Source organism: Streptomyces sp. NPDC054783, assembly GCF_053611725.1.
This window is the reverse complement of record NZ_JBSHAY010000012.1, coordinates 73,285-90,489: the sequence shown is the minus strand read 5'-3', so window position 1 is coordinate 90,489 and position 17,205 is coordinate 73,285. Positions and strand designations below refer to the sequence as shown.

The following is a 17,205-nucleotide window of genomic DNA, read 5'->3' as shown; positions in this document are numbered from 1 at the left end:
AGCCATAGATGACAGAGCGTCAGAAGGACCGTCCGTGGCTCATGCGGACGTACGCCGGCCACTCGACGGCGGAGGCGTCCAACGAGCTGTACCGGCGCAACCTCGCCAAGGGCCAGACCGGCCTGTCGGTGGCGTTCGACCTGCCGACGCAGACCGGCTACGACCCCGACCACATCCTCGCCCGTGGCGAGGTCGGCCGGGTCGGCGTGCCCGTCGCGCACCTGGGTGACATGCGCCGGCTGTTCCAGGACATCCCCCTGGAGCAGATGAACACCTCGATGACGATCAACGCCACCGCCATGTGGCTGCTGGCGCTCTACCAGGTCGTCGCCGAGGAGCAGGGCGCGGACATCACCAAGCTCCAGGGCACGACCCAGAACGACATCGTCAAGGAGTACCTGTCCCGGGGGACGCACGTCTTCCCGCCGGGACCGTCGCTCCGCCTGACGACGGACATGATCGCGTACACGGTCTCCCACATCCCGAAGTGGAACCCGATCAACATCTGCAGCTACCACCTGCAGGAGGCCGGGGCCACGCCGGTGCAGGAGATCGCGTACGCGATGTCCACCGCGATCGCCGTCCTGGACGCCGTGCGCGACTCCGGCCAGGTGCCGCAGGAGCGCATGGGCGATGTGGTCGCCCGCATCTCCTTCTTCGTGAACGCGGGCGTCCGCTTCATCGAGGAGATGTGCAAGATGCGCGCGTTCGGCCGCATCTGGGACAAGGTCACCCGCGAGCGGTACGGCATCGAGGACACCAAGCAGCGCCGGTTCCGCTACGGCGTCCAGGTCAACTCGCTGGGCCTGACGGAGGCCCAGCCGGAGAACAACGTCCAGCGGATCGTGCTGGAGATGCTGGCGGTGACGCTGTCGAAGGACGCACGCGCGCGTGCCGTGCAGCTGCCCGCCTGGAACGAGGCCCTCGGTCTGCCCCGGCCGTGGGACCAGCAGTGGTCGCTGCGCATCCAGCAGGTGCTGGCCTACGAGAGCGACCTGCTGGAGTACGAGGACATCTTCGAGGGCTCGAAGGTGATCGAGGCGAAGGTGGACCAGCTGGTCACGGACGCCCTCGCGGAGATCGACCGGATCCAGGAGATGGGCGGCGCGATGGCCGCGGTGGAGTCCGGCTACCTGAAGTCCCAGCTGGTCTCCTCGCACGCCGAGCGCCGGGCCCGGATCGAGTCCGGCGAGGAGAAGATCATCGGTGTCAACGCCTTCGAGGGCACCGAGCCGAACCCGCTCACGGCCGACCTGGACACCGCGATCATGACGGTCGACCCGGCGGTCGAGGCCCGCGTCATCGCCGGGCTGCAGAACTGGCGCGACAGTCGCTACCAGCCGCCCTTCAACCATCCGCGTCCCTGCAAGGCGCTGGAGCGGCTGAAGGAGGCCGCCAAGGGCACCGACAACCTGATGGAGGCCACGCTGGAGTGCGCCCGCGCCGGGGTCACGACCGGCGAGTGGGCGGGCGCGCTGCGCGAGGTGTTCGGCGAGTTCCGGGCGCCCACCGGGGTCTCCTCCGCGCCGGTGGCCGTCGCCGCCGAGCCGGGCTCCGCGCTCGCCGAGGTCCGCGCCAAGGTGGACGCCACCGCCCGCGAACTGGGCGTCGGCAAGCTGCGCTTCCTGGTCGGCAAGCCGGGCCTGGACGGGCACTCCAACGGCGCCGAGCAGATCGCCGTACGCGCGCGTGACGCCGGCTTCGAGGTGGTCTACCAGGGCATCCGGCTGACGCCCGAACAGATCGTGGACGCCGCCCTCGCGGAGGACGTGCACGCGGTCGGGCTGTCGATCCTGTCCGGCTCGCACGCCCAGCTGGTGCCGGACGTGCTCCAACGGCTGCGTGTGGCCGGTGCCACAGATATACCCGTGATCGCAGGTGGCATCATCCCCAACGGTGACGCCGAGCAGCTGCGGGCCGCCGGAGTGGCTGCCGTCTTCACCCCGAAGGACTTCGACATCACCGGAATCATCGGCCGAATCGTCGACGAGATCCGGAAAGCGAACAAGCTCGACCCTCTGGAGGTCCCCGCATGACGACCGTCAACCGCCTTCGCCCGCGGCGCTCCTGCCTGGCCGTGCCGGGCTCGAACCCGCGCTTCCTGGAGAAGGCGCAGGGCCTCCCGGCGGACCAGGTCTTCCTGGACCTGGAGGACGCCTGCGCGCCGCTCGCCAAGCCCGAGGCGCGGCACACCATCGTCAAGTTCCTCAACGAGGGCGACTGGACGGGCAAGACGCGCGTCGTGCGCGTCAACGACTGGACGACCGAGTGGACGTACCGCGATGTCGTCACGGTGGTCGAGGGCGCGGGCCCGAACCTGGACTGCATCATGCTGCCGAAGGTGCAGAACGCCCAGCAGGTCGTCGCGCTCGACCTCCTGCTGACCCAGATCGAGAAGACGATGGGCTTCGAGGTCGGCCGGATCGGTATCGAGGCGCAGATCGAGAACGCGCAGGGCCTGAACAACGTCAACGAGATCGCGCAGGCCTCCCCGCGCGTCGAGACCATCATCTTCGGCCCGGCCGACTTCATGGCCTCCATCAACATGAAGTCCCTCGTCGTGGGCGAGCAGCCGCCCGGCTACCCGGCGGACGCCTACCACTACATCCTGATGAAGATCCTGATGGCCGCCCGCGCCAACAACCTCCAGGCGATCGACGGCCCCTACCTGCAGATCCGCAACGTCGACGGCTACCGTGAGGTCGCCCAGCGCGCCGCCGCCCTCGGCTTCGACGGCAAGTGGGTGCTGCACCCGGGCCAGGTCGAGGCGTCCAACGAGATCTTCTCGCCCTCCCAGGAGGACTACGACCACGCCGAGCTGATCCTGGACGCGTACGACTACTACACGTCCGAGGCGGGCGGCAAGAAGGGCTCCGCGATGCTCGGCGACGAGATGATCGACGAAGCCAGCCGCAAGATGGCTCTGGTCGTCTCGGGCAAGGGCCGGGCCGCCGGCATGCAGCGCACGTCGAAGTTCGAGATCCCCGCCAGCTAAGGAGCCCTGAGCGCGATGCAGTTCGGACGCACCTACGAGGAGTTCGAGGTCGGGGCGACGTACAAGCACTGGCCGGGCAAGACGGTCACGGAGTACGACGACCACCTGTTCTGTCTCCTCACCATGAACCACCACCCGCTCCACATGGACACCAACTATGCGGAGAAGACGACGGACTTCGGCAAGAACGTCGTCGTCGGGAACTACATCTACTCCCTGCTGCTCGGCATGTCCGTCCCGGACATCTCCGGCAAGGCCATCGCCAACCTGGAGATCGAGTCGCTGAAGCACGTGGCGCCGACCTTCCACGGCGACACGATCTACGGCGAGACGACCGTGCTCGACAAGTGGCCGTCCAAGTCGAAGAACGACCGCGGGATCGTCTACGTCGAGACCAAGGGCTACAAGCAGGACGGCACGCTGGTCTGCGTGTTCCGCCGCAAGGTGATGGTGCCGACCGAGACGTACATCAAGGAGCGCGGCGGCGAGCAGCCCGGCCGCCCGGAGCTGACCGCACCTGCGGAAAAGAACACGGAGAAGTAGAGCCATGGCCCGTCTCGCCCAGACCGCCGGTCTGACCGACGTCCAGCAGGAGATCCTCTCCACCGTCCGGGACTTTGTCGACAAGGAGATCATTCCTGTCGCGACGGAGCTGGAGCACCGCGACGAGTACCCGCAGCAGATCGTGGACGGCCTGAAGGAACTCGGCCTGTTCGGTCTGATGATCCCCGAGGAGTACGGGGGTCTGGGCGAGTCGCTGCTCACCTACGCGCTGTGCGTGGAGGAGATCGCCCGCGGCTGGATGTCCGTGTCCGGCATCATCAACACCCACTTCATCGTCGCGTACATGCTCAAGCAGCACGGCACGCAGGAGCAGAAGGACCACTTCCTGCCGAGGATGGCGGCCGGTGACATCCGGGGCGCCTTCTCGATGTCGGAGCCGGGCCTGGGCTCCGATGTGTCGGCGATCACGTCGAAGGCGGTCAAGGACGGCGACGAGTACGTCCTCAACGGCCAGAAGATGTGGCTGACGAACGGCGGCACGTCCTCCCTCGTGGCCGTCCTGGTCCGGAGTGACGAAGGACACGCCGAGGGCACGGCACCCCACAAGTCGATGACCACCTTCCTGATCGAGAAGGAGCCGGGCTTCGGCGAGGTCCGACCGGGTCTGACCATCCCCGGCAAGATCGAGAAGATGGGCTACAAGGGCGTCGACACGACCGAGCTGATCATGGACGGCCTGCGGGTACCGGCCGATCGGGTGCTCGGCGGCGTCACCGGCCGAGGTTTTTACCAAATGATGGACGGCGTCGAGGTCGGCCGGGTCAACGTGGCGGCGCGCGGCTGCGGCGTCGCCCAGCGCGCCTTCGAGCTCGGCGTCCAGTACGCCCAGCAGCGGCACACCTTCGGCAAGCCGATCGCCCAGCACCAGGCCATCCAGTTCAAGCTGGCGGAGATGGCGACCAAGGTCGAGGCCGCGCATGCGATGATGGTCAACGCCGCGCGCAAAAAGGACTCGGGAGAGCGAAACGATCTCGAGGCGGGCATGGCGAAGTACCTGGCCTCCGAGTACTGCAAGGAGGTCGTGGAGGACGCCTTCCGCATCCACGGCGGGTACGGTTTCTCCAAGGAATACGAGATCGAGCGCCTCTACCGGGAGGCCCCGATGCTGCTCATCGGTGAAGGCACCGCCGAGATCCAGAAAATGATCATCGGTCGCAGGCTGCTCGAAGAGTATCGGTTCCAGGGCTGATTGTCCGGATACGGGGTGTTTTCTTCGAGAAGAAGATCACACCCCGTAGACGTACTTCGGCCGCCGACTCGGCAGCCTGGCTTGCCCAGTTGCAGCCCGCGACCGGTACGATCCCCGGAAAGCCGCCGTCCCCCGTCTTGCGCGGCATCATCCGCTACGAAGGTCATCCATGCCCCACAGCCAAACCTCTGCACCTCGCGACAGCCGAGCCGGCGTACGCCTCGCGCGCGGAGCATCGCCGTGGCTTCTCCCGACCGTCGCCACCGCAGCCCTCAGCCTCGCCCGGGCCCGCCGCTCCGGCGCGGCCAAGGCCGTGGCCGTGCCCGCCACCGCGCTCGCCGCGGGCATGCTGTGGTTCTTCCGCGACCCCGAGCGCGAGATCGGCTCCGGCCGGGTGATCTCGCCCGCCGACGGTGTGGTGCAGAGCATCATGCCCTGGAAGGACGGGCGCACCCGCGTCGCGATCTTCATGAGCCCGCTGAACGTCCACGTCAACCGCGCGCCCCTCGCGGGCACGGTGACGTCCGTCGAGCACATCCCCGGCGGCTTTGTTCCGGCTTTCAATAAGGAGAGCGAGAACAACGAGCGCGTAGTCTGGCATTTCGACACCGAACTCGGCGACATCGAGATGATCCAGATCGCCGGCGCGGTGGCCCGCCGCATCGTGCCCTACATCCCCGCGGGCACGAAGGTCGAGCAGGGCGACCGTATTGGTCTGATCCGCTTCGGCTCGCGTGTCGACCTCTACCTGCCCGAGGGCGTGGAGGTCGCTGTCGAGGTCGGACAGAAGACCGTGGCTGGGGTGACTCGCATTGACCGTGATTGATCCGGAGACCCAGGCCGGCTGGGTGCCCGAGGCCGACGAAGTGGACGAAGAGGAGGAGATGCCCCTCTCTCTCCGTCTGTCGATAGCGGACACCCTCACCCTGGGCAACGCCACCTGCGGGTTCATGGCGGTGTACTTCACCACCACCGGCATCCTGATCCCGCACCTGACCGGAAACGACGAGTCCGCGGGCATGGCGCGGCACAGCGCCGCCACGGCCGTCATCCTGATGCTCTGTGCCGCCGTCTTCGACCTGTTCGACGGACTGGTGGCCCGCAAGCTGCGCTCCTCCCCCATGGGCGCGGAGCTGGACAACCTCTCCGACCTGATCAGCTTCGGGCTCGCGCCCGCGTACTTCGTCCTCGTCTACGGCATGGTCGCGGACGACGCACACCAGAGAATGGCGGCGCTCGGGGCAATCGTGGTGCTCCTGGCCGTCGTCCTGCGCCTGGCCCGCTTCTCGTGCGTGACCATGAAGGACGGCATGTTCCAGGGCATGCCCAGCCCGTTCGGGGCGCTGACGGTGGTCTCCATCGTCCTGCTGGAGCTGCCCTTCGTGGCGACGCTGCTGGCGATCCTGGGTACGGCGTGGCTGATGGTGAGCCGGGTGGAGTACCCGAAGCCCAGGGGGCGCCTGGCCGGGGCCATGCTGGCCTGGATCGTGCTGTCGATGGGCCTGCTGGCGGCCTGGGCCTTCGACGCGCCCAGCGGGCAGCTGCTGCTGCAGACGGGCTGTGCGCTGCAGCTGGTCATGGGCGCGGTGATTCCGTTGTTCGCCACGGCTCGGCGAGTGAACAACTTCCGCGACAACCGCCGGGAGGCGCGGGCGACGCAGCTGCCCTGACGCTCATCTCGGCACTGACGGGTGTGGCCCGGGCCCTTGTGGCTCGGGCCACACCCGTTTTGCGTTCAAGGTCTGCCCCGCATCCCCGTTTCCCCTCAACTACCCCTGGTCCCAGCCGAGTTGCAGCGGTCCACAGAGGAGAGGACGGTTTCCGTGGCGCGGACGGAGAGCTGACGCCCCTGACGTGGCCGCGCCCCGCCGGCCCGCCGGGAGGCGCCCGCTCACGCCAGCCGGTCCCGCGCGATCCTCTCCGCCACGTCCTCGAGGATCGGACCGGCCTCCGCGACGCACCGCGCCACGTCCGGCTCGACCGAGGTGAGCGGGTACGCCTGCCGGATCCCGGCCCGCTGCAGCGCCTCCGCGGACAGGGCGAGCCGGCCGCACACCGCGACGACCTCCTTGCCCGCGGCCCGCGCCGCCGCGGCCACACCCGCCGGCGCCTTCCCGTGCAGCGTCTGCTCGTCCAGCGACCCCTCGCCGGTGATCACCAGCGCGGCCCGCTCCAGCGCGGGCGCGAAGCCCAGCACGTCCAGCATGACCTCGATACCGGCCCGGAAACGGGCGCCCAGGAGCAGCGCGCCGTAGCCGATGCCGCCCGCCGCGCCCGCGCCCGGCGACGCCGCGTACGCCGCCGCGCGCGGCCCCGCCTCTGCCTCCAGCACCTTGGCGAAGTGCGCGAGGGCCGCGTCCAGGGTGTCCACGTCCTCCGGTGAGGCGCCCTTCTGCGGGCCGTACACCGCCGGCGCGCCCTTCGGCCCGGTCAGCGGATTGTCGACGTCGCTGGCCAGCACCAGCTCCACCGAGGACAGGCGCGGGTCCAGGCCGGACAGGTCGGCGCGCGCGAGTTCCGCCAGGCCGCCGCCGCCCGGCGACACCGGCTCGCCGCTCTCGTTCACAAAGCGCGCGCCCAGCGCGGACAGCATGCCCGCGCCGCCGTCCGTCGTGGCGCTGCCGCCGACGCCGAACACGATCGTCCGGGCGCCCGCGTCGAGCGCGGCCCGCAACAGCTCTCCGGAGCCGTACGTGGAGGCCGTCAGGGGCGCGAAGACCCCGGCCGGGAGGCGCTGCAGGCCGCTCGCCTCGGCCATCTCCACGACCGCGGTCTCGCCGCGCAGCGCGAACGCGGCGGTCACCTCCTGACCCAGCGGCCCGGCGACCCGTACCTCGCGGCGCTCGAAACCGGCCGCGACCGCCGCGTCCACGGTCCCGTCGCCGCCGTCGGCCACGGGCAGCGCCTCGACCGAGAGGTCCGGCACGACCCGGCGCAGCCCGGCCGTCACCCGCTCGGCGACCTGCACGGCCGTCAGCGAGCCCTTGAACTTGTCCGCGGCGATGAGCACCCGACGGGTCTCGTTCACTGCAGCGTCCGCCACCTTGCTTTCCCCTTGCTCTCCGGGCCCCGCGCACGTCAGGGCCAGTCGCGCCGCTGCGACCTTAACCGCAGGAGCCCCCCCTCGTCATGCACCGACCGAAGGCTGGGCAGCGGCTGGGAAGACCCTGTGCAAAACGGGTAGACCCCAGCCATGACCAGCCAGCGCCCACAGACCGCCGACCTCCCCGCCCTCGCCGACCGCATCCACGGCGGCTGGCTCGGCCGGATCGCGGGCAACATGCTCGGCAAGCCGGTGGAGCAGGGCGAGGTGTGGACCCGCGAGCGCATCGACCGCTATCTGCGCAAGGCCGAGGCGCTGCCGCTCACCGACTACCTCCCCGAGCCCGCCGACCCGGACGAGACCGCCGTACTGCGCCCGGAGTGGCGGGACTGCGTGCGCGGCCGGATCCACGGCAGTGTGCGCGACGACGACGTCGACTACGCGATCCTCGGTCTTCACCTGCTGGAGACGCACGGCTTCGGCTTCAGCACCGAGCAGGTCGGCGAGCTGTGGCTGCTGCGGCTGCCCTATCTGCAGACCTTCACCGCGGAACGGGCGGCGTACCGCAATCTCGCCAACGGGCTGAAGCCGCCGCTGACGGCGACGTACGACAACCCGTACCAGGAGTGGATCGGCGCGCTGATCCGCGCCGACGTGTACGGCTGGACCCGCCCCGGCGACCCGGCCGGCGCCGCCGGTCTGGCCCGCCGGGACGCGGTGCTGTCGCACACCGGCAACGGCGTGTACGGCGCCATGTGGGCGGCGGCGCTGATCGCGGCGGCCTTCACCGCGCCCACCGTGCGGGACGCACTCGACACGGCGCTCGGCGTGATCCCGGCGAGCAGCCGGCTCGCCCGTACCGTGCGGCGGGCCATGACCCTGCACGAGACGCGGCTGCCCTGGGAGGAGACCCTGGCCACGCTGGCCACGGAGACCGCCGGCCTCGGCTGGATCCACACCGTGCCGAACGCCGCCGTCCTGACCGCCGGGCTGCTGTACGGCGACGGCGACTTCACCCGGACCATCGCCCTGACCGTGCGCGGCGGCCTGGACACCGACTCCAACGGGGCGACGGCCGGCTCGGTGGCCGGGGTGCTCACGGGCGCGGCCGCGATCCCCGCACAGTGGAGGGACCCGCTCCAGGACACGGCCAGGAGCGCGGTGTTCGGCTTCGACGGCGTACGGATCAGTGCGCTGGCCGAACGCACCCTGCGCCTGGCGACGGCCGGCCCGTAGCCGGCCCGCGCCTGGTTACCCTTCCCCAATGACCACGACTCCTGACTTCGCCGCGTACATCGCGAGCCTGCCCCGAGTCCTCGCCGGCGCGGCCGCGCTCTTCCGGGACGCCGAGGGACGCGTGCTGCTGGTCGAGCCCAACTACCGCGAGGGCTGGGCGCTTCCGGGCGGCACGATCGAGTCGGACGACGGGGAGACCCCGCGCCAGGGCGCGCGCCGCGAGACGCTGGAGGAGATCGGCCTCGACCGGGAGCCGGGCCGGCTGCTGTCGGTGGACTGGGTGCACGGCGCCGGCCGGCCTCCGCTGGTGGCGTACCTGTACGACGGCGGTGTCCTCACGGAGGCCGACCTGAAGGCGATCCGGCTGCAGGAGGAGGAGCTGCTGTCCTGGCGCCTGGTGCCGCACGAGGAGATCACCGACCACCTCCCCGGTGCACTCGGCCGCCGGGTCCTGACCGCCCTGGACGTCCTCGCGGACGGCTCCGGCACGGCGGAACTGGAGAACGGCCACCGGGTGGCATGACCGGCCCGGATCCCACAGGTCCGGTCGCCACCGGTCCCGACCCCGCCGACGACGACCGGGGCTGCCTGCGCCTCGTCCTCGCCGTGCCACCGGCGCTGCTGACCTTCGTCGCCGGTTTCTTCTGCCGGGCGGCGCCGGTGACCCGCCCCGTCCGGGCCCTGGGACGACGCCGCCCATGCCGGCATCGTCCTGTCCTGCCTGCTCACGCTCCTCGCCGCGGCGGCCGTACTCGGGGTGCGGCTGCTCGGCCGACGGGTGCTGGGCCGGGCCTGGGCGGCTCCGGCACTGGCACTGGCACTGGCACTGGCACTGGCACTGGCACTGGCACTGGCACTGGCACTGGCACTGGCCTCGGTCGCGGCGGCGCGCCGGGCGACGCTCGGCCGAGGGGGCGGACCGGGCTGCCCACCGCGGGGCCGGGCTGCTCTCTCGCGAGGCCGGACTGTCCGTTCGCGGGGCCGGTTGTCCGTTCGCGGGGCCGGATATCCGTTCGCCGGGCCGCGCCCGCCCGGCCTACCCTCGACGGCATGACCAAGCCCCTCGTCGCCGTGCTCAGTGGCGCAGGTATCTCCACCGATTCCGGAATCCCTGACTATCGCGGTCCGAACGGGCTGTGGCGGCGGGATCCCGAGGCCGAGAAGCTCGTCACCTACGAGTACTACATGAGCGATCCGGAGATCCGCCGGCGGTCCTGGCAGATGCGTCGCAAGAGCCGCACGCTCCAGGCCGAGCCGAACACCGCACACCGGGCCGTCGCCGAGCTGGAGAAGTCCGGCATCCCGGTGCGGGTCATCACCCAGAACGTGGACGGCCTGCACCAGCTCGCCGGGATGCCTGCCCGCAAGGTGCTCGAACTGCATGGCTCCGCACGCAGCGTCGTCTGCACGCAGTGCCACGCGCGCGGGCCGATGGAGGACGCTCTCGCCCGTGTCGAGGCCGGCGAGGACGACCCCGCCTGCCGGGAATGCGGCGGCATCCTCAAGTCCGCCACCGTCATGTTCGGCGAACGCCTCGACCCCATGGTGCTCGGCGAAGCCGTCGCCATCACCAAGGCCTGCCAGGTGTTCATCGCCGTCGGCACCAGTCTCCAGGTACAGCCCGCCGCCGGCCTCGCAGGCGTCGCCGCCGACCACGGCGCCCGCCTGGTCATCGTCAACGCCGAACCCACGCCGTACGACGACCGCGCCGACGAAGTCGTACGGGAACCGATCGGCACTGCACTGCCCAGAATCCTGCGCAGGATCAGCGTTGAGAGCACCCTCTAGACTTCCTTCGGCCTTGGCCTTCCCCTGAGCTGTGCCTTTGTTGCCCGCGTAGCGGCTGGACGCGTTCGATGCGCTGCACCGGGCGGGTGCGCGGTGCTCCGGCGTCGGGCGGTCAGGTATCTGTTGGCGCTCTTCGAGGCCGGGGCGGCAACCGCCGCGGATCCGGTGCCGGCGCTCGCGGAGCGTAGGCGGTCAGCGGCGGTAGCAGTACGAATCCGAGGATGCGTCGCCGCCCTGCAGGCGTGTCTGGTGCACGCGCAAGCCGAGGAAGTCCGGGCCGTGCGGGAAGAAACGGCTGTCGATGGAAAGCCCGCCGTGGGTGGTGTCGGCGTCGAGTTTGACCATCCACGGGTCGATGCCCGCGGGATAGAGCTGCGCGTCCCAGGCGGAGTACAAGGAGTTCGTCAGGTACACGCGCCCGCCGTCGCGGCTGAGCTCGACCATCTGCGCTCCGCCGGTGAGCGGAACGTCCGGCTCGGCGGGATGCGGCTGTGGGCCGACGACGCCGCCGAGACGCACGGACGCGGTCTGCGTCGGACGGAACGGGTCGCTCACGTCGTACTGGAGCAGGTCGCCGGTTCCCCATGCGGATACGTACAGCCACTGGTCGTCCACCGACAGGTCGATATCGGTGATGAACGGCGGCACGGCGCCGAAGGGCTGGAGCGCCGGGGGCAGGTCCTGCGTGTGCGCGGGCTCGGCGGGGATCGTGATCACCTCGCGGACCACGAAGTCCTCGCCCTCCCGATTCCACAACCACACGGACGCCGACAGATCCTCCACGTTGACCACGGTGTTCGCGAACCCCCACGTTGCCTCGGGGTCGTGCGCGGGACGCAGCTCCAGCACCATCTGGTTCTCGTCCCCCAGATCGACGCGCTGCAGGTGCCGGCCGGAGTCCAGCTCCCAGAAGTGCAGTGAGTGGCCGTACTGGCGATCCAGCAGCAGTTCGGGGACAAGGCCGTTCTCGAACATCGAGGGGGACCCCCACTCGCTGGTCATGGCGATGTTCTGGCTCAGATGCCACCAGAGGTCGTAGGCGAACCGCTGCGGTCCGCGGTCGCTCTCCCAGGCACGCAGCACGTCGAAGGTTTCGTGGTCCAGCAGCGCGACGCCGCCGGGTCCGTCCGCACCGTCCGCGCCGCCCAGGCAGGACAGGAACACTCCGTCAGGGCCACAGTGGAGTGTGTGGGGCCGCGAATATCCTGCCTTGGCGGCCAGCTCTTCCGGCTCGACCACCTTGACCAGGCGTGGGCGGGCGGGATCGGGGCCGGTGTCGAAGACGTGCAGCCGGGAGGAGCGCAGTCCCGGGACGATGAGGTAGCGCCGCGCAGCGTGATGATGACCGGCATGCGCCAGCGCGCTCGAGCAGGCGTTCCAGCCGAAGTGGTGCAGTTCGTTGCCCCGGCCGGGGAGTTCGCTCTGGGAGGCCACACGGCCGTAGCCAGGGGATTCGGGGTCGGTACCGACGGTGAACAACGCGTCCGCGCGCTGTGCGGCCGGGTCGAAACCGACGACATAGGCGAGCTTCTCCGGGGGTGCCGCGACGGCGTCCGCCGGAGTGCGGTACAAGGTGGGATCACTGTGCTGGGCGTGGTCGGTCGTCGTCGTCATGGCTGTTCCTTGTCCCGAACGGGAGTCCGGAACCTCGGGGACTCCCGCGAGGCAGTCGGCCTCATCCGTTCGAGATCGATGTGCAGATACCGGACGTGAATGCCATAAATCCAGCGTTTCACAGCCCCGAAGCACTGCCAACGCGGCATCGGGCCTCCCGGCCGCCATTCGGGTTGACCGTGCAAGATGCCGCTGGAAGGGGCGAACACACAGGTCGGAGCCCTGTTACAGCCACCGATGCCGTGCGACTGCGGCATCCCGGACCACCGCGGGCCGAACGGCCTGTGGCGGCGGGATCCGGAGGCGGAGAAGCTCGACCGCCGTGTCGCTCAACCTCCCTGTCAGACCAGGTCCTTCTTGTAGAAGATGCTGGAGCGGCGGTCGCCCTCGTCGCCGGTGGCGAAGCCGATGAAGAGGCGGGCCTCGCCCGCGTCGGTGCGGTAGACGGCGAGGCCCTCGGGCTCGCGCCAGTGCAGGGTGGAGCCGGCCTTGGTGAGGACCGGACCCTGAGCGATCCTGCCGGTGTTCACATTGATGCTGGTGAGTTTGGTGTTGCCGGGAGCCTTGTTGGTGGACGAGTAGTGGTCGCCCGTCTGGAAGTACATGTACGAGCCGTACAGCGTGTAGCCCTGCGGGGTGCCGGAGATCGCCGGCGGGGTGAACTTGACGAGCGGCCGGCTGAAGTCGCCCCTGTCGGTGTCGGAGAGCTTGTAGATGGCGATGTGCTTGGCGCCGTCCTTGTGGTAGCGGACGATCATGCGCTGGTACACCGGGTCGATGGAGCAGGTGTACTCCGAGGCGCCGGCGATCGGCTGGAACCTGCCGAAGCTGGTGGAGGACGCGTCGAGGGTGGTGCCCGGCCGGTACTTGATCAAGGCGAGCTTGGTGCCGAAACCGTTCTTGTTGGCCTCGCACTCGATCCACAGCCAGCTGGCGCCGCCGATCGCGCGAACGCCGAAGGAGACGCCGTGGCCGAAGCCGTTGAGGTGCATGTACGACTTGTAGTTGCCGTGGAAGTCGAGCTGGCTGATGCACAGGTCGCCGGCCGACTCAGGGCTGCCGGAGCGCTTGGCGGCCACGAACAGGCGCTTGTTGGCCGAGTCGAAGGCGAAGCTCTGCTGGACGCGCTTGCTGTGCAGCACCTTGTCGCGGAACAGGTCGTAGGAGGGCTTGGCCAGGTCGAAACGCTTGGTCGTGCTCACCGCGGCGGATGCGCTCTGGGCGCTGAATCCGAGACCGAGCGCGGCGAGTGAGGCGCCCGCGCCGGTACTCAGAAGTCCTCGACGGGTAGGGGACACAGAGCTGAACTCCATGAGAACCTCCTGGGAAGAGTAAACGGATTCCCAAGACCCTACGCATGGAGATCGACTGGAGGTGTCAGCGGGTCGGGTCGCACCGCGTTTGTGGCAGGTTTGAGACAGCCGGACGCCCGGTGCAACGGCTGCACAAAGACAACGCAGGCTCAGAACAGGGCCGTACCGCGCTCGAAGTCCAGCAGCCGGCGCTTGCGGTCAAGGCCGCCGCCGTATCCGGTGAGGTCGCCGGCCGCGCCGATGACCCGGTGGCAGGGCACGATGATGCCGATCGGGTTCCTGCCGTTGGCAAGGCCCACCGCGCGGGACGCCTTGGGGTTGCCGAGGGCGTCGGCGAGTTCGCCGTAGGAGCGGGTCTCGCCGTAGGGGATGCGGGTCAGCTGGTTCCAGACGCTGCGCTGGAACGGGGTTCCGTTCAGGCGGAGTTCGAGGCTGAACTCGGTCAACTCGCCCGCGAAGTAGGCCGCCAGCTGGTCCTCGGCCTCGGCGAAGGGCGTGTCGTCCGGGCTGCCGAAGGTTTCCTCCGGCGGGCGGTGGCGCTGGTCGGTCATGTAGAGGCCGCACAGGACGCCGTCGTCGGCGACGAGGGTGAGGGGACCGTAGGGGCTGTCGATGACGGTGTGCTGCTTCATCGAGAAGATCCTCACACAGGAAGGAAGTTGATGGGGTGGCTGTCGGTCGCCCACAGGTACTGCACCGCGTACGCCCGCCAGGGGCGCCAGGCCTCGGCGCGGGCGGTGAGCGCGGCCGGGGTACCCGGCAGGCCCAGCTCCTGGGCGGCGCGCCGGATGCCGAGGTCGGTGGGGAGGAAGGCGTCGGGGTCGCCGAGGGCCCGCATGGCGATGACGTCGACCGTCCACGGTCCGAAGCCGGGCAGGGAGAGGAGACGGGCGCGGGCCTCGGCCCAGTCGGACTCGACACCCAAGTGGAGGCTGCCGTCGGCGAGTTCGCGGACCAGCGTGGTCAAGGTGGTGCGCCGGGTGCGGGGCATCGCCAGGGTCTCGGGGTCCACGGCGGCGAGGGCCTCGGGAGAGGGGAACAGGTGCGTGAGGCCGCCCTCGGGGTCGTCCAGGGGCTTGCCGTGCGCGGTGACCAGGCGGGCCGCGTGGGTGCGGGCGGCGGCCGTGGAGACCTGCTGTCCGAGTACGGCGCGGACGGCGAACTCGGCTTCGTCGACCGTGCGCGGCACCCTGCGGCCGGGCGCCTTGTCGACCAGGGGCGCGAGCAGCGGGTCGGTGCGCAGCCGGTCGTCGACGGCGACGGGGTCGGCGTCCAGGTCGAGCATGCGGCGGCAGCGGCTGATCGCCACGGGCAGGTCGCGCAGATCGCTGAGGGTGAGGCGGCAGGCGATGTGGTCGGGGCACGGCGTGAGCGAGACGATCCCGTGGCCGTACGGCAGGCGCAGCGTGCGCCGGTACGCGCCGGTGGGGGTACCTCCCGCGCCGTTCAGGCAGTGGGGGAGCCACTCCTCGACGCCGGGTACGGCGGTTGCGGCGAGGTGGCCGAAGAGGTTGGACGGGTTGAGCGGGGCGCGGAACGGCAGCCGCAGGCTCAGCACGCCCGGCGTGCCGGCCCCGGACCGCGGCGCGCGGGCGCGCAGCTCGCTCGGGGTCAGGGCGAAGACCTCACGGACGGTGTCGTTGAAGGTGCGGATGGAGGAGAAACCGGCCGCGAAGGCGATCTCCGCCATGGGCAGCGGGGTGGTCTCGATGAGCAGCCGCGCGGTCTGGGCGCGCTGGGCGCGGGCGAGCGCGAGGGGACCCGCGCCCAGTTCGGCGAGCAGCTGCCGCTCCACCTGGCGGGTGCTGTAACCGAGCCGGTCGGCGAGTCCGGGCACGCCCTGGCGGTCCACGACACCGTCGACGATGAGCCGCATGGCGCGGGCCACCAGGTCGGCGCGCTGGTTCCACTCCGGGGAGCCGGGGCTGGTGTCCGGGCGGCAGCGCTTGCAGGCCCGGAACCCGGCCTGCTGGCAGGCGGCCGCGCTCGGGTAGAACGTCATGTTCTCCGGCTTGGGCGGGACGACGGGACAGCTGGGCCGGCAGTAGATCCGGGTGGTCAGGACGGCCGTGAAGAACCACCCGTCGAACCGCGCGTCCTTGGACTGCACGGCACGTACGCAGTGCTCCCGGTCGAGGTGCGTCGCTGTCTGCATGCCTCCAGCATCCGCCACCCGGGACGGCGAACGCTGGCGGAAATCCGACACCAGCGTCCGCGGGCCTGGTGAAGTGCCGATCCGATCCGTGGCAGGCGGTGGGGCGAGCCGCTCGTACCGTCGCCCCACCTGTCCGCCCTGCTGCTCCCCGGGTCGCCACGCCCGCGGCGACGGCTGCCGCGCCGTCGGGCGCGCGGCCCGCGTCACCGCGCGCGGTGTACCGGTGCGGCGGGCACGAGGAACTGTGCGCCAATCTGCCGGAGCGCTTCGGTTCCCCCGTCGGCCGGGTCCGCCGACGACGGGGACCTGACCGCCGCTGCCTCACCGGGCGGGCGTGGTGAAGGCGGTCTGCCGGAACGCGTCGATCCACTCGGCGGTGTGGCGCAGCCCGCCGAACGTGTAGAAGTGCACCTTCACCGCGCCGTGCCGCTCGGGGTCGTAGCGGTGGGCGAGCGCGTGCAGGAAGCGGTCGGGGCCGGTCGTACCCATGAGGTTGGTCAGCGAGAAGCCGTACTTGCGGGCCACGGAGGCGCTGGTGGCGACGCCGAACCGGGTGGCGTAGCCGAGCAGCCGGCGTACGCCCGCCGGTCCGGGCACGCCGATGCGGACGGGCAGGTGCACGCCCCGGGCGCGGGCGGCCTCCAGCCAGCGCAGGACGGGGTCGACGTCGAAGCCGAACTGGGTGATGACATCGCCGCCGAACGGGTGCGCCCCGAGGGCGTCCGCCTTGTCGGTGAGCGCGGACCACAGGGTGCCCTCGGCTATCGCCGGGTGGCCCTCCGGGTAGCCGCTGATGCCGACGTGCCGGACGCCGTGGGCCTGGAGCAGGCCGGTGCGCAGGACGGTGAGGGCGTCCGGGTAGGGGCCCTCGGGGCGGGCGGGGTCTCCGCCGACGACGAAGACGTTCTCGGCGGTGCCGTCCTCGGCCAGCCCGGACAGGAACTCCTCCAGGGCGGCGCGGGAGGGCAGCCGGCGCGCGGAGATGTGGGGTACGGGGACGAAGCCGAGGCGCTTGACCGCGCGGGCCGCATCCAGCCGCATGCGGAGGTCCTCCCCGGCGAGGAAGGTGATGTTGATCCGGGTGCCCCGCGGGATGCTGCCGTGCGCCTCCTCCAGGCGGGCCACGTCCTTGCCGGTCATCTCCAGCGAGAAATCGTCCAGCAGCGCGGTACCGACCGCCGGGGTGGCGGTGAGAGCGGGGTTCATCGTGCTCCTCGTACGACGGCGTCCAGGACCCCGGCCGATGATGTCACGCGGGCCACGGAGGCCTCGGCCCGGGGTGGGCCGGGGCGCGACCTTGGGGCGGGC

The 17,205-nt window shown here is 70.5% G+C and carries 15 protein-coding genes; 9 read left to right on the top strand and 6 right to left on the bottom strand.

What is annotated here, in order from left to right; genetic code table 11:
* Nucleotides 1–8 precede the first annotated feature (8 nt).
* The 6 genes from ACWGJ5_RS22020 to pssA all read left to right on the top strand — a co-directional run bounded on the left by ACWGJ5_RS22020 (nt 9) and on the right by pssA (nt 6,418).
* Nucleotides 9–2,036: a protein meaA gene (locus ACWGJ5_RS22020; protein WP_453311370.1), complete on the top strand. Its 2,028-nt coding sequence runs from the start codon at nt 9–11 to the stop codon at nt 2,034–2,036.
* Entirely contained in the window at nt 2,033–2,995 is a 963-nt protein-coding gene (locus tag ACWGJ5_RS22015) for an HpcH/HpaI aldolase/citrate lyase family protein (RefSeq protein WP_453311369.1), read from the top strand. Before ACWGJ5_RS22020 ends, ACWGJ5_RS22015 begins: the two co-directional genes overlap by 4 nt.
* A 15-nt stretch (nt 2,996–3,010) precedes the next feature.
* Nucleotides 3,011–3,538: a MaoC family dehydratase gene (locus tag ACWGJ5_RS22010; RefSeq protein ID WP_067303517.1), complete on the top strand. Its 528-nt coding sequence runs from the start codon at nt 3,011–3,013 to the stop codon at nt 3,536–3,538.
* Between the two features lie 4 nt (nt 3,539–3,542).
* On the top strand, nt 3,543–4,748 hold the full coding sequence (locus ACWGJ5_RS22005) for an acyl-CoA dehydrogenase family protein (protein WP_228620643.1): 1,206 nt from the start codon (nt 3,543–3,545) through the stop codon (nt 4,746–4,748).
* Between the two features lie 169 nt (nt 4,749–4,917).
* Entirely contained in the window at nt 4,918–5,574 is a 657-nt protein-coding gene (locus tag ACWGJ5_RS22000; protein ID WP_228620641.1) for a phosphatidylserine decarboxylase, read from the top strand.
* 22 nt (nt 5,575–5,596) lie between these two features.
* A complete protein-coding gene (pssA, locus tag ACWGJ5_RS21995; protein ID WP_453311505.1) occupies nt 5,597–6,418 on the top strand; it encodes a CDP-diacylglycerol--serine O-phosphatidyltransferase in 822 nt (273 codons plus the stop codon).
* 221 nt (nt 6,419–6,639) lie between these two features.
* Here the strand turns inward: pssA and ACWGJ5_RS21990 are convergent, their stop codons facing one another.
* On the bottom strand, nt 6,640–7,758 hold the full coding sequence (locus ACWGJ5_RS21990) for a glycerate kinase (RefSeq protein WP_453311504.1): 1,119 nt from the start codon (nt 7,756–7,758) through the stop codon (nt 6,640–6,642).
* Nucleotides 7,759–7,941: 183 nt separating this feature from the next.
* Between ACWGJ5_RS21990 and ACWGJ5_RS21985 the strand changes: the two genes are divergently transcribed.
* The 3 genes from ACWGJ5_RS21985 to ACWGJ5_RS21975 all read left to right on the top strand — a co-directional run bounded on the left by ACWGJ5_RS21985 (nt 7,942) and on the right by ACWGJ5_RS21975 (nt 10,815).
* Nucleotides 7,942–9,027, top strand: a complete 1,086-nt coding sequence (locus tag ACWGJ5_RS21985) for an ADP-ribosylglycohydrolase family protein (protein WP_453311368.1) — start codon at nt 7,942–7,944, stop codon at nt 9,025–9,027.
* Between the two features lie 28 nt (nt 9,028–9,055).
* The gene (locus ACWGJ5_RS21980) at nt 9,056–9,550 is read left to right on the top strand and encodes an NUDIX domain-containing protein (protein ID WP_453311367.1); all 495 of its coding nucleotides are present in this window, start codon (nt 9,056–9,058) and stop codon (nt 9,548–9,550) included.
* A gap of 527 nt (nt 9,551–10,077) precedes the next feature.
* Nucleotides 10,078–10,815, top strand: coding sequence for an SIR2 family NAD-dependent protein deacylase (locus ACWGJ5_RS21975; protein WP_453311366.1), 738 nt, complete (start codon nt 10,078–10,080; stop codon nt 10,813–10,815).
* Nucleotides 10,816–11,007: 192 nt separating this feature from the next.
* Here ACWGJ5_RS21975 and ACWGJ5_RS21970 read toward each other — a convergent pair whose 3' ends face one another.
* The 5 genes from ACWGJ5_RS21970 to ACWGJ5_RS21950 form a co-directional block, all read right to left on the bottom strand.
* Entirely contained in the window at nt 11,008–12,429 is a 1,422-nt protein-coding gene (locus tag ACWGJ5_RS21970) for a selenium-binding protein SBP56-related protein (RefSeq protein ID WP_453311365.1), read from the bottom strand.
* A 341-nt stretch (nt 12,430–12,770) separates the two neighbouring features.
* Nucleotides 12,771–13,742: a phage baseplate protein gene (locus tag ACWGJ5_RS21965; RefSeq protein WP_453311364.1), complete on the bottom strand. Its 972-nt coding sequence runs from the start codon at nt 13,740–13,742 to the stop codon at nt 12,771–12,773.
* Nucleotides 13,743–13,891: 149 nt separating this feature from the next.
* Nucleotides 13,892–14,374 (bottom strand): methylated-DNA--[protein]-cysteine S-methyltransferase, encoded by a 483-nt coding sequence (locus ACWGJ5_RS21960; RefSeq protein ID WP_453311363.1) that lies wholly within the window; start codon nt 14,372–14,374, stop codon nt 13,892–13,894.
* A gap of 11 nt (nt 14,375–14,385) precedes the next feature.
* Nucleotides 14,386–15,897, bottom strand: a complete 1,512-nt coding sequence (locus ACWGJ5_RS21955; RefSeq protein WP_453311362.1) for an AlkA N-terminal domain-containing protein — start codon at nt 15,895–15,897, stop codon at nt 14,386–14,388.
* 321 nt (nt 15,898–16,218) lie between these two features.
* Nucleotides 16,219–17,103 carry a methylenetetrahydrofolate reductase gene (locus ACWGJ5_RS21950; RefSeq protein WP_453311361.1) on the bottom strand — a complete coding sequence of 295 codons (885 nt, stop codon included), beginning with the start codon at nt 17,101–17,103 and terminating at the stop codon, nt 16,219–16,221.
* Between the last annotated feature and the right edge of the window lie 102 nt (nt 17,104–17,205).

Bases quoted from the DNA above. Each gene is read 5' to 3' on its own strand.
- ACWGJ5_RS21975 (WP_453311366.1), top strand. From the start codon at position 10,078: ATGACCAAGCCCCTCGTCGCCGTGCTCAGTGGCGCAGGTATCTCCACC.
- ACWGJ5_RS22005 (WP_228620643.1), top strand. From the start codon at position 3,543: ATGGCCCGTCTCGCCCAGACCGCCGGTCTGACCGACGTCCAGCAGGAG.
- ACWGJ5_RS22015 (WP_453311369.1), top strand. From the start codon at position 2,033: ATGACGACCGTCAACCGCCTTCGCCCGCGGCGCTCCTGCCTGGCCGTG.
- ACWGJ5_RS21985 (WP_453311368.1), top strand. From the start codon at position 7,942: ATGACCAGCCAGCGCCCACAGACCGCCGACCTCCCCGCCCTCGCCGAC.
- ACWGJ5_RS21950 (WP_453311361.1), bottom strand. From the start codon at position 17,103: ATGAACCCCGCTCTCACCGCCACCCCGGCGGTCGGTACCGCGCTGCTG.
- ACWGJ5_RS22000 (WP_228620641.1), top strand. From the start codon at position 4,918: ATGCCCCACAGCCAAACCTCTGCACCTCGCGACAGCCGAGCCGGCGTA.
- ACWGJ5_RS21965 (WP_453311364.1), bottom strand. From the start codon at position 13,742: ATGGAGTTCAGCTCTGTGTCCCCTACCCGTCGAGGACTTCTGAGTACC.
- ACWGJ5_RS21970 (WP_453311365.1), bottom strand. From the start codon at position 12,429: ATGACGACGACGACCGACCACGCCCAGCACAGTGATCCCACCTTGTAC.
- ACWGJ5_RS21960 (WP_453311363.1), bottom strand. From the start codon at position 14,374: ATGAAGCAGCACACCGTCATCGACAGCCCCTACGGTCCCCTCACCCTC.
- ACWGJ5_RS21955 (WP_453311362.1), bottom strand. From the start codon at position 15,897: ATGCAGACAGCGACGCACCTCGACCGGGAGCACTGCGTACGTGCCGTG.
- ACWGJ5_RS21980 (WP_453311367.1), top strand. From the start codon at position 9,056: ATGACCACGACTCCTGACTTCGCCGCGTACATCGCGAGCCTGCCCCGA.
- ACWGJ5_RS22020 (WP_453311370.1), top strand. From the start codon at position 9: ATGACAGAGCGTCAGAAGGACCGTCCGTGGCTCATGCGGACGTACGCC.
- ACWGJ5_RS22010 (WP_067303517.1), top strand. From the start codon at position 3,011: ATGCAGTTCGGACGCACCTACGAGGAGTTCGAGGTCGGGGCGACGTAC.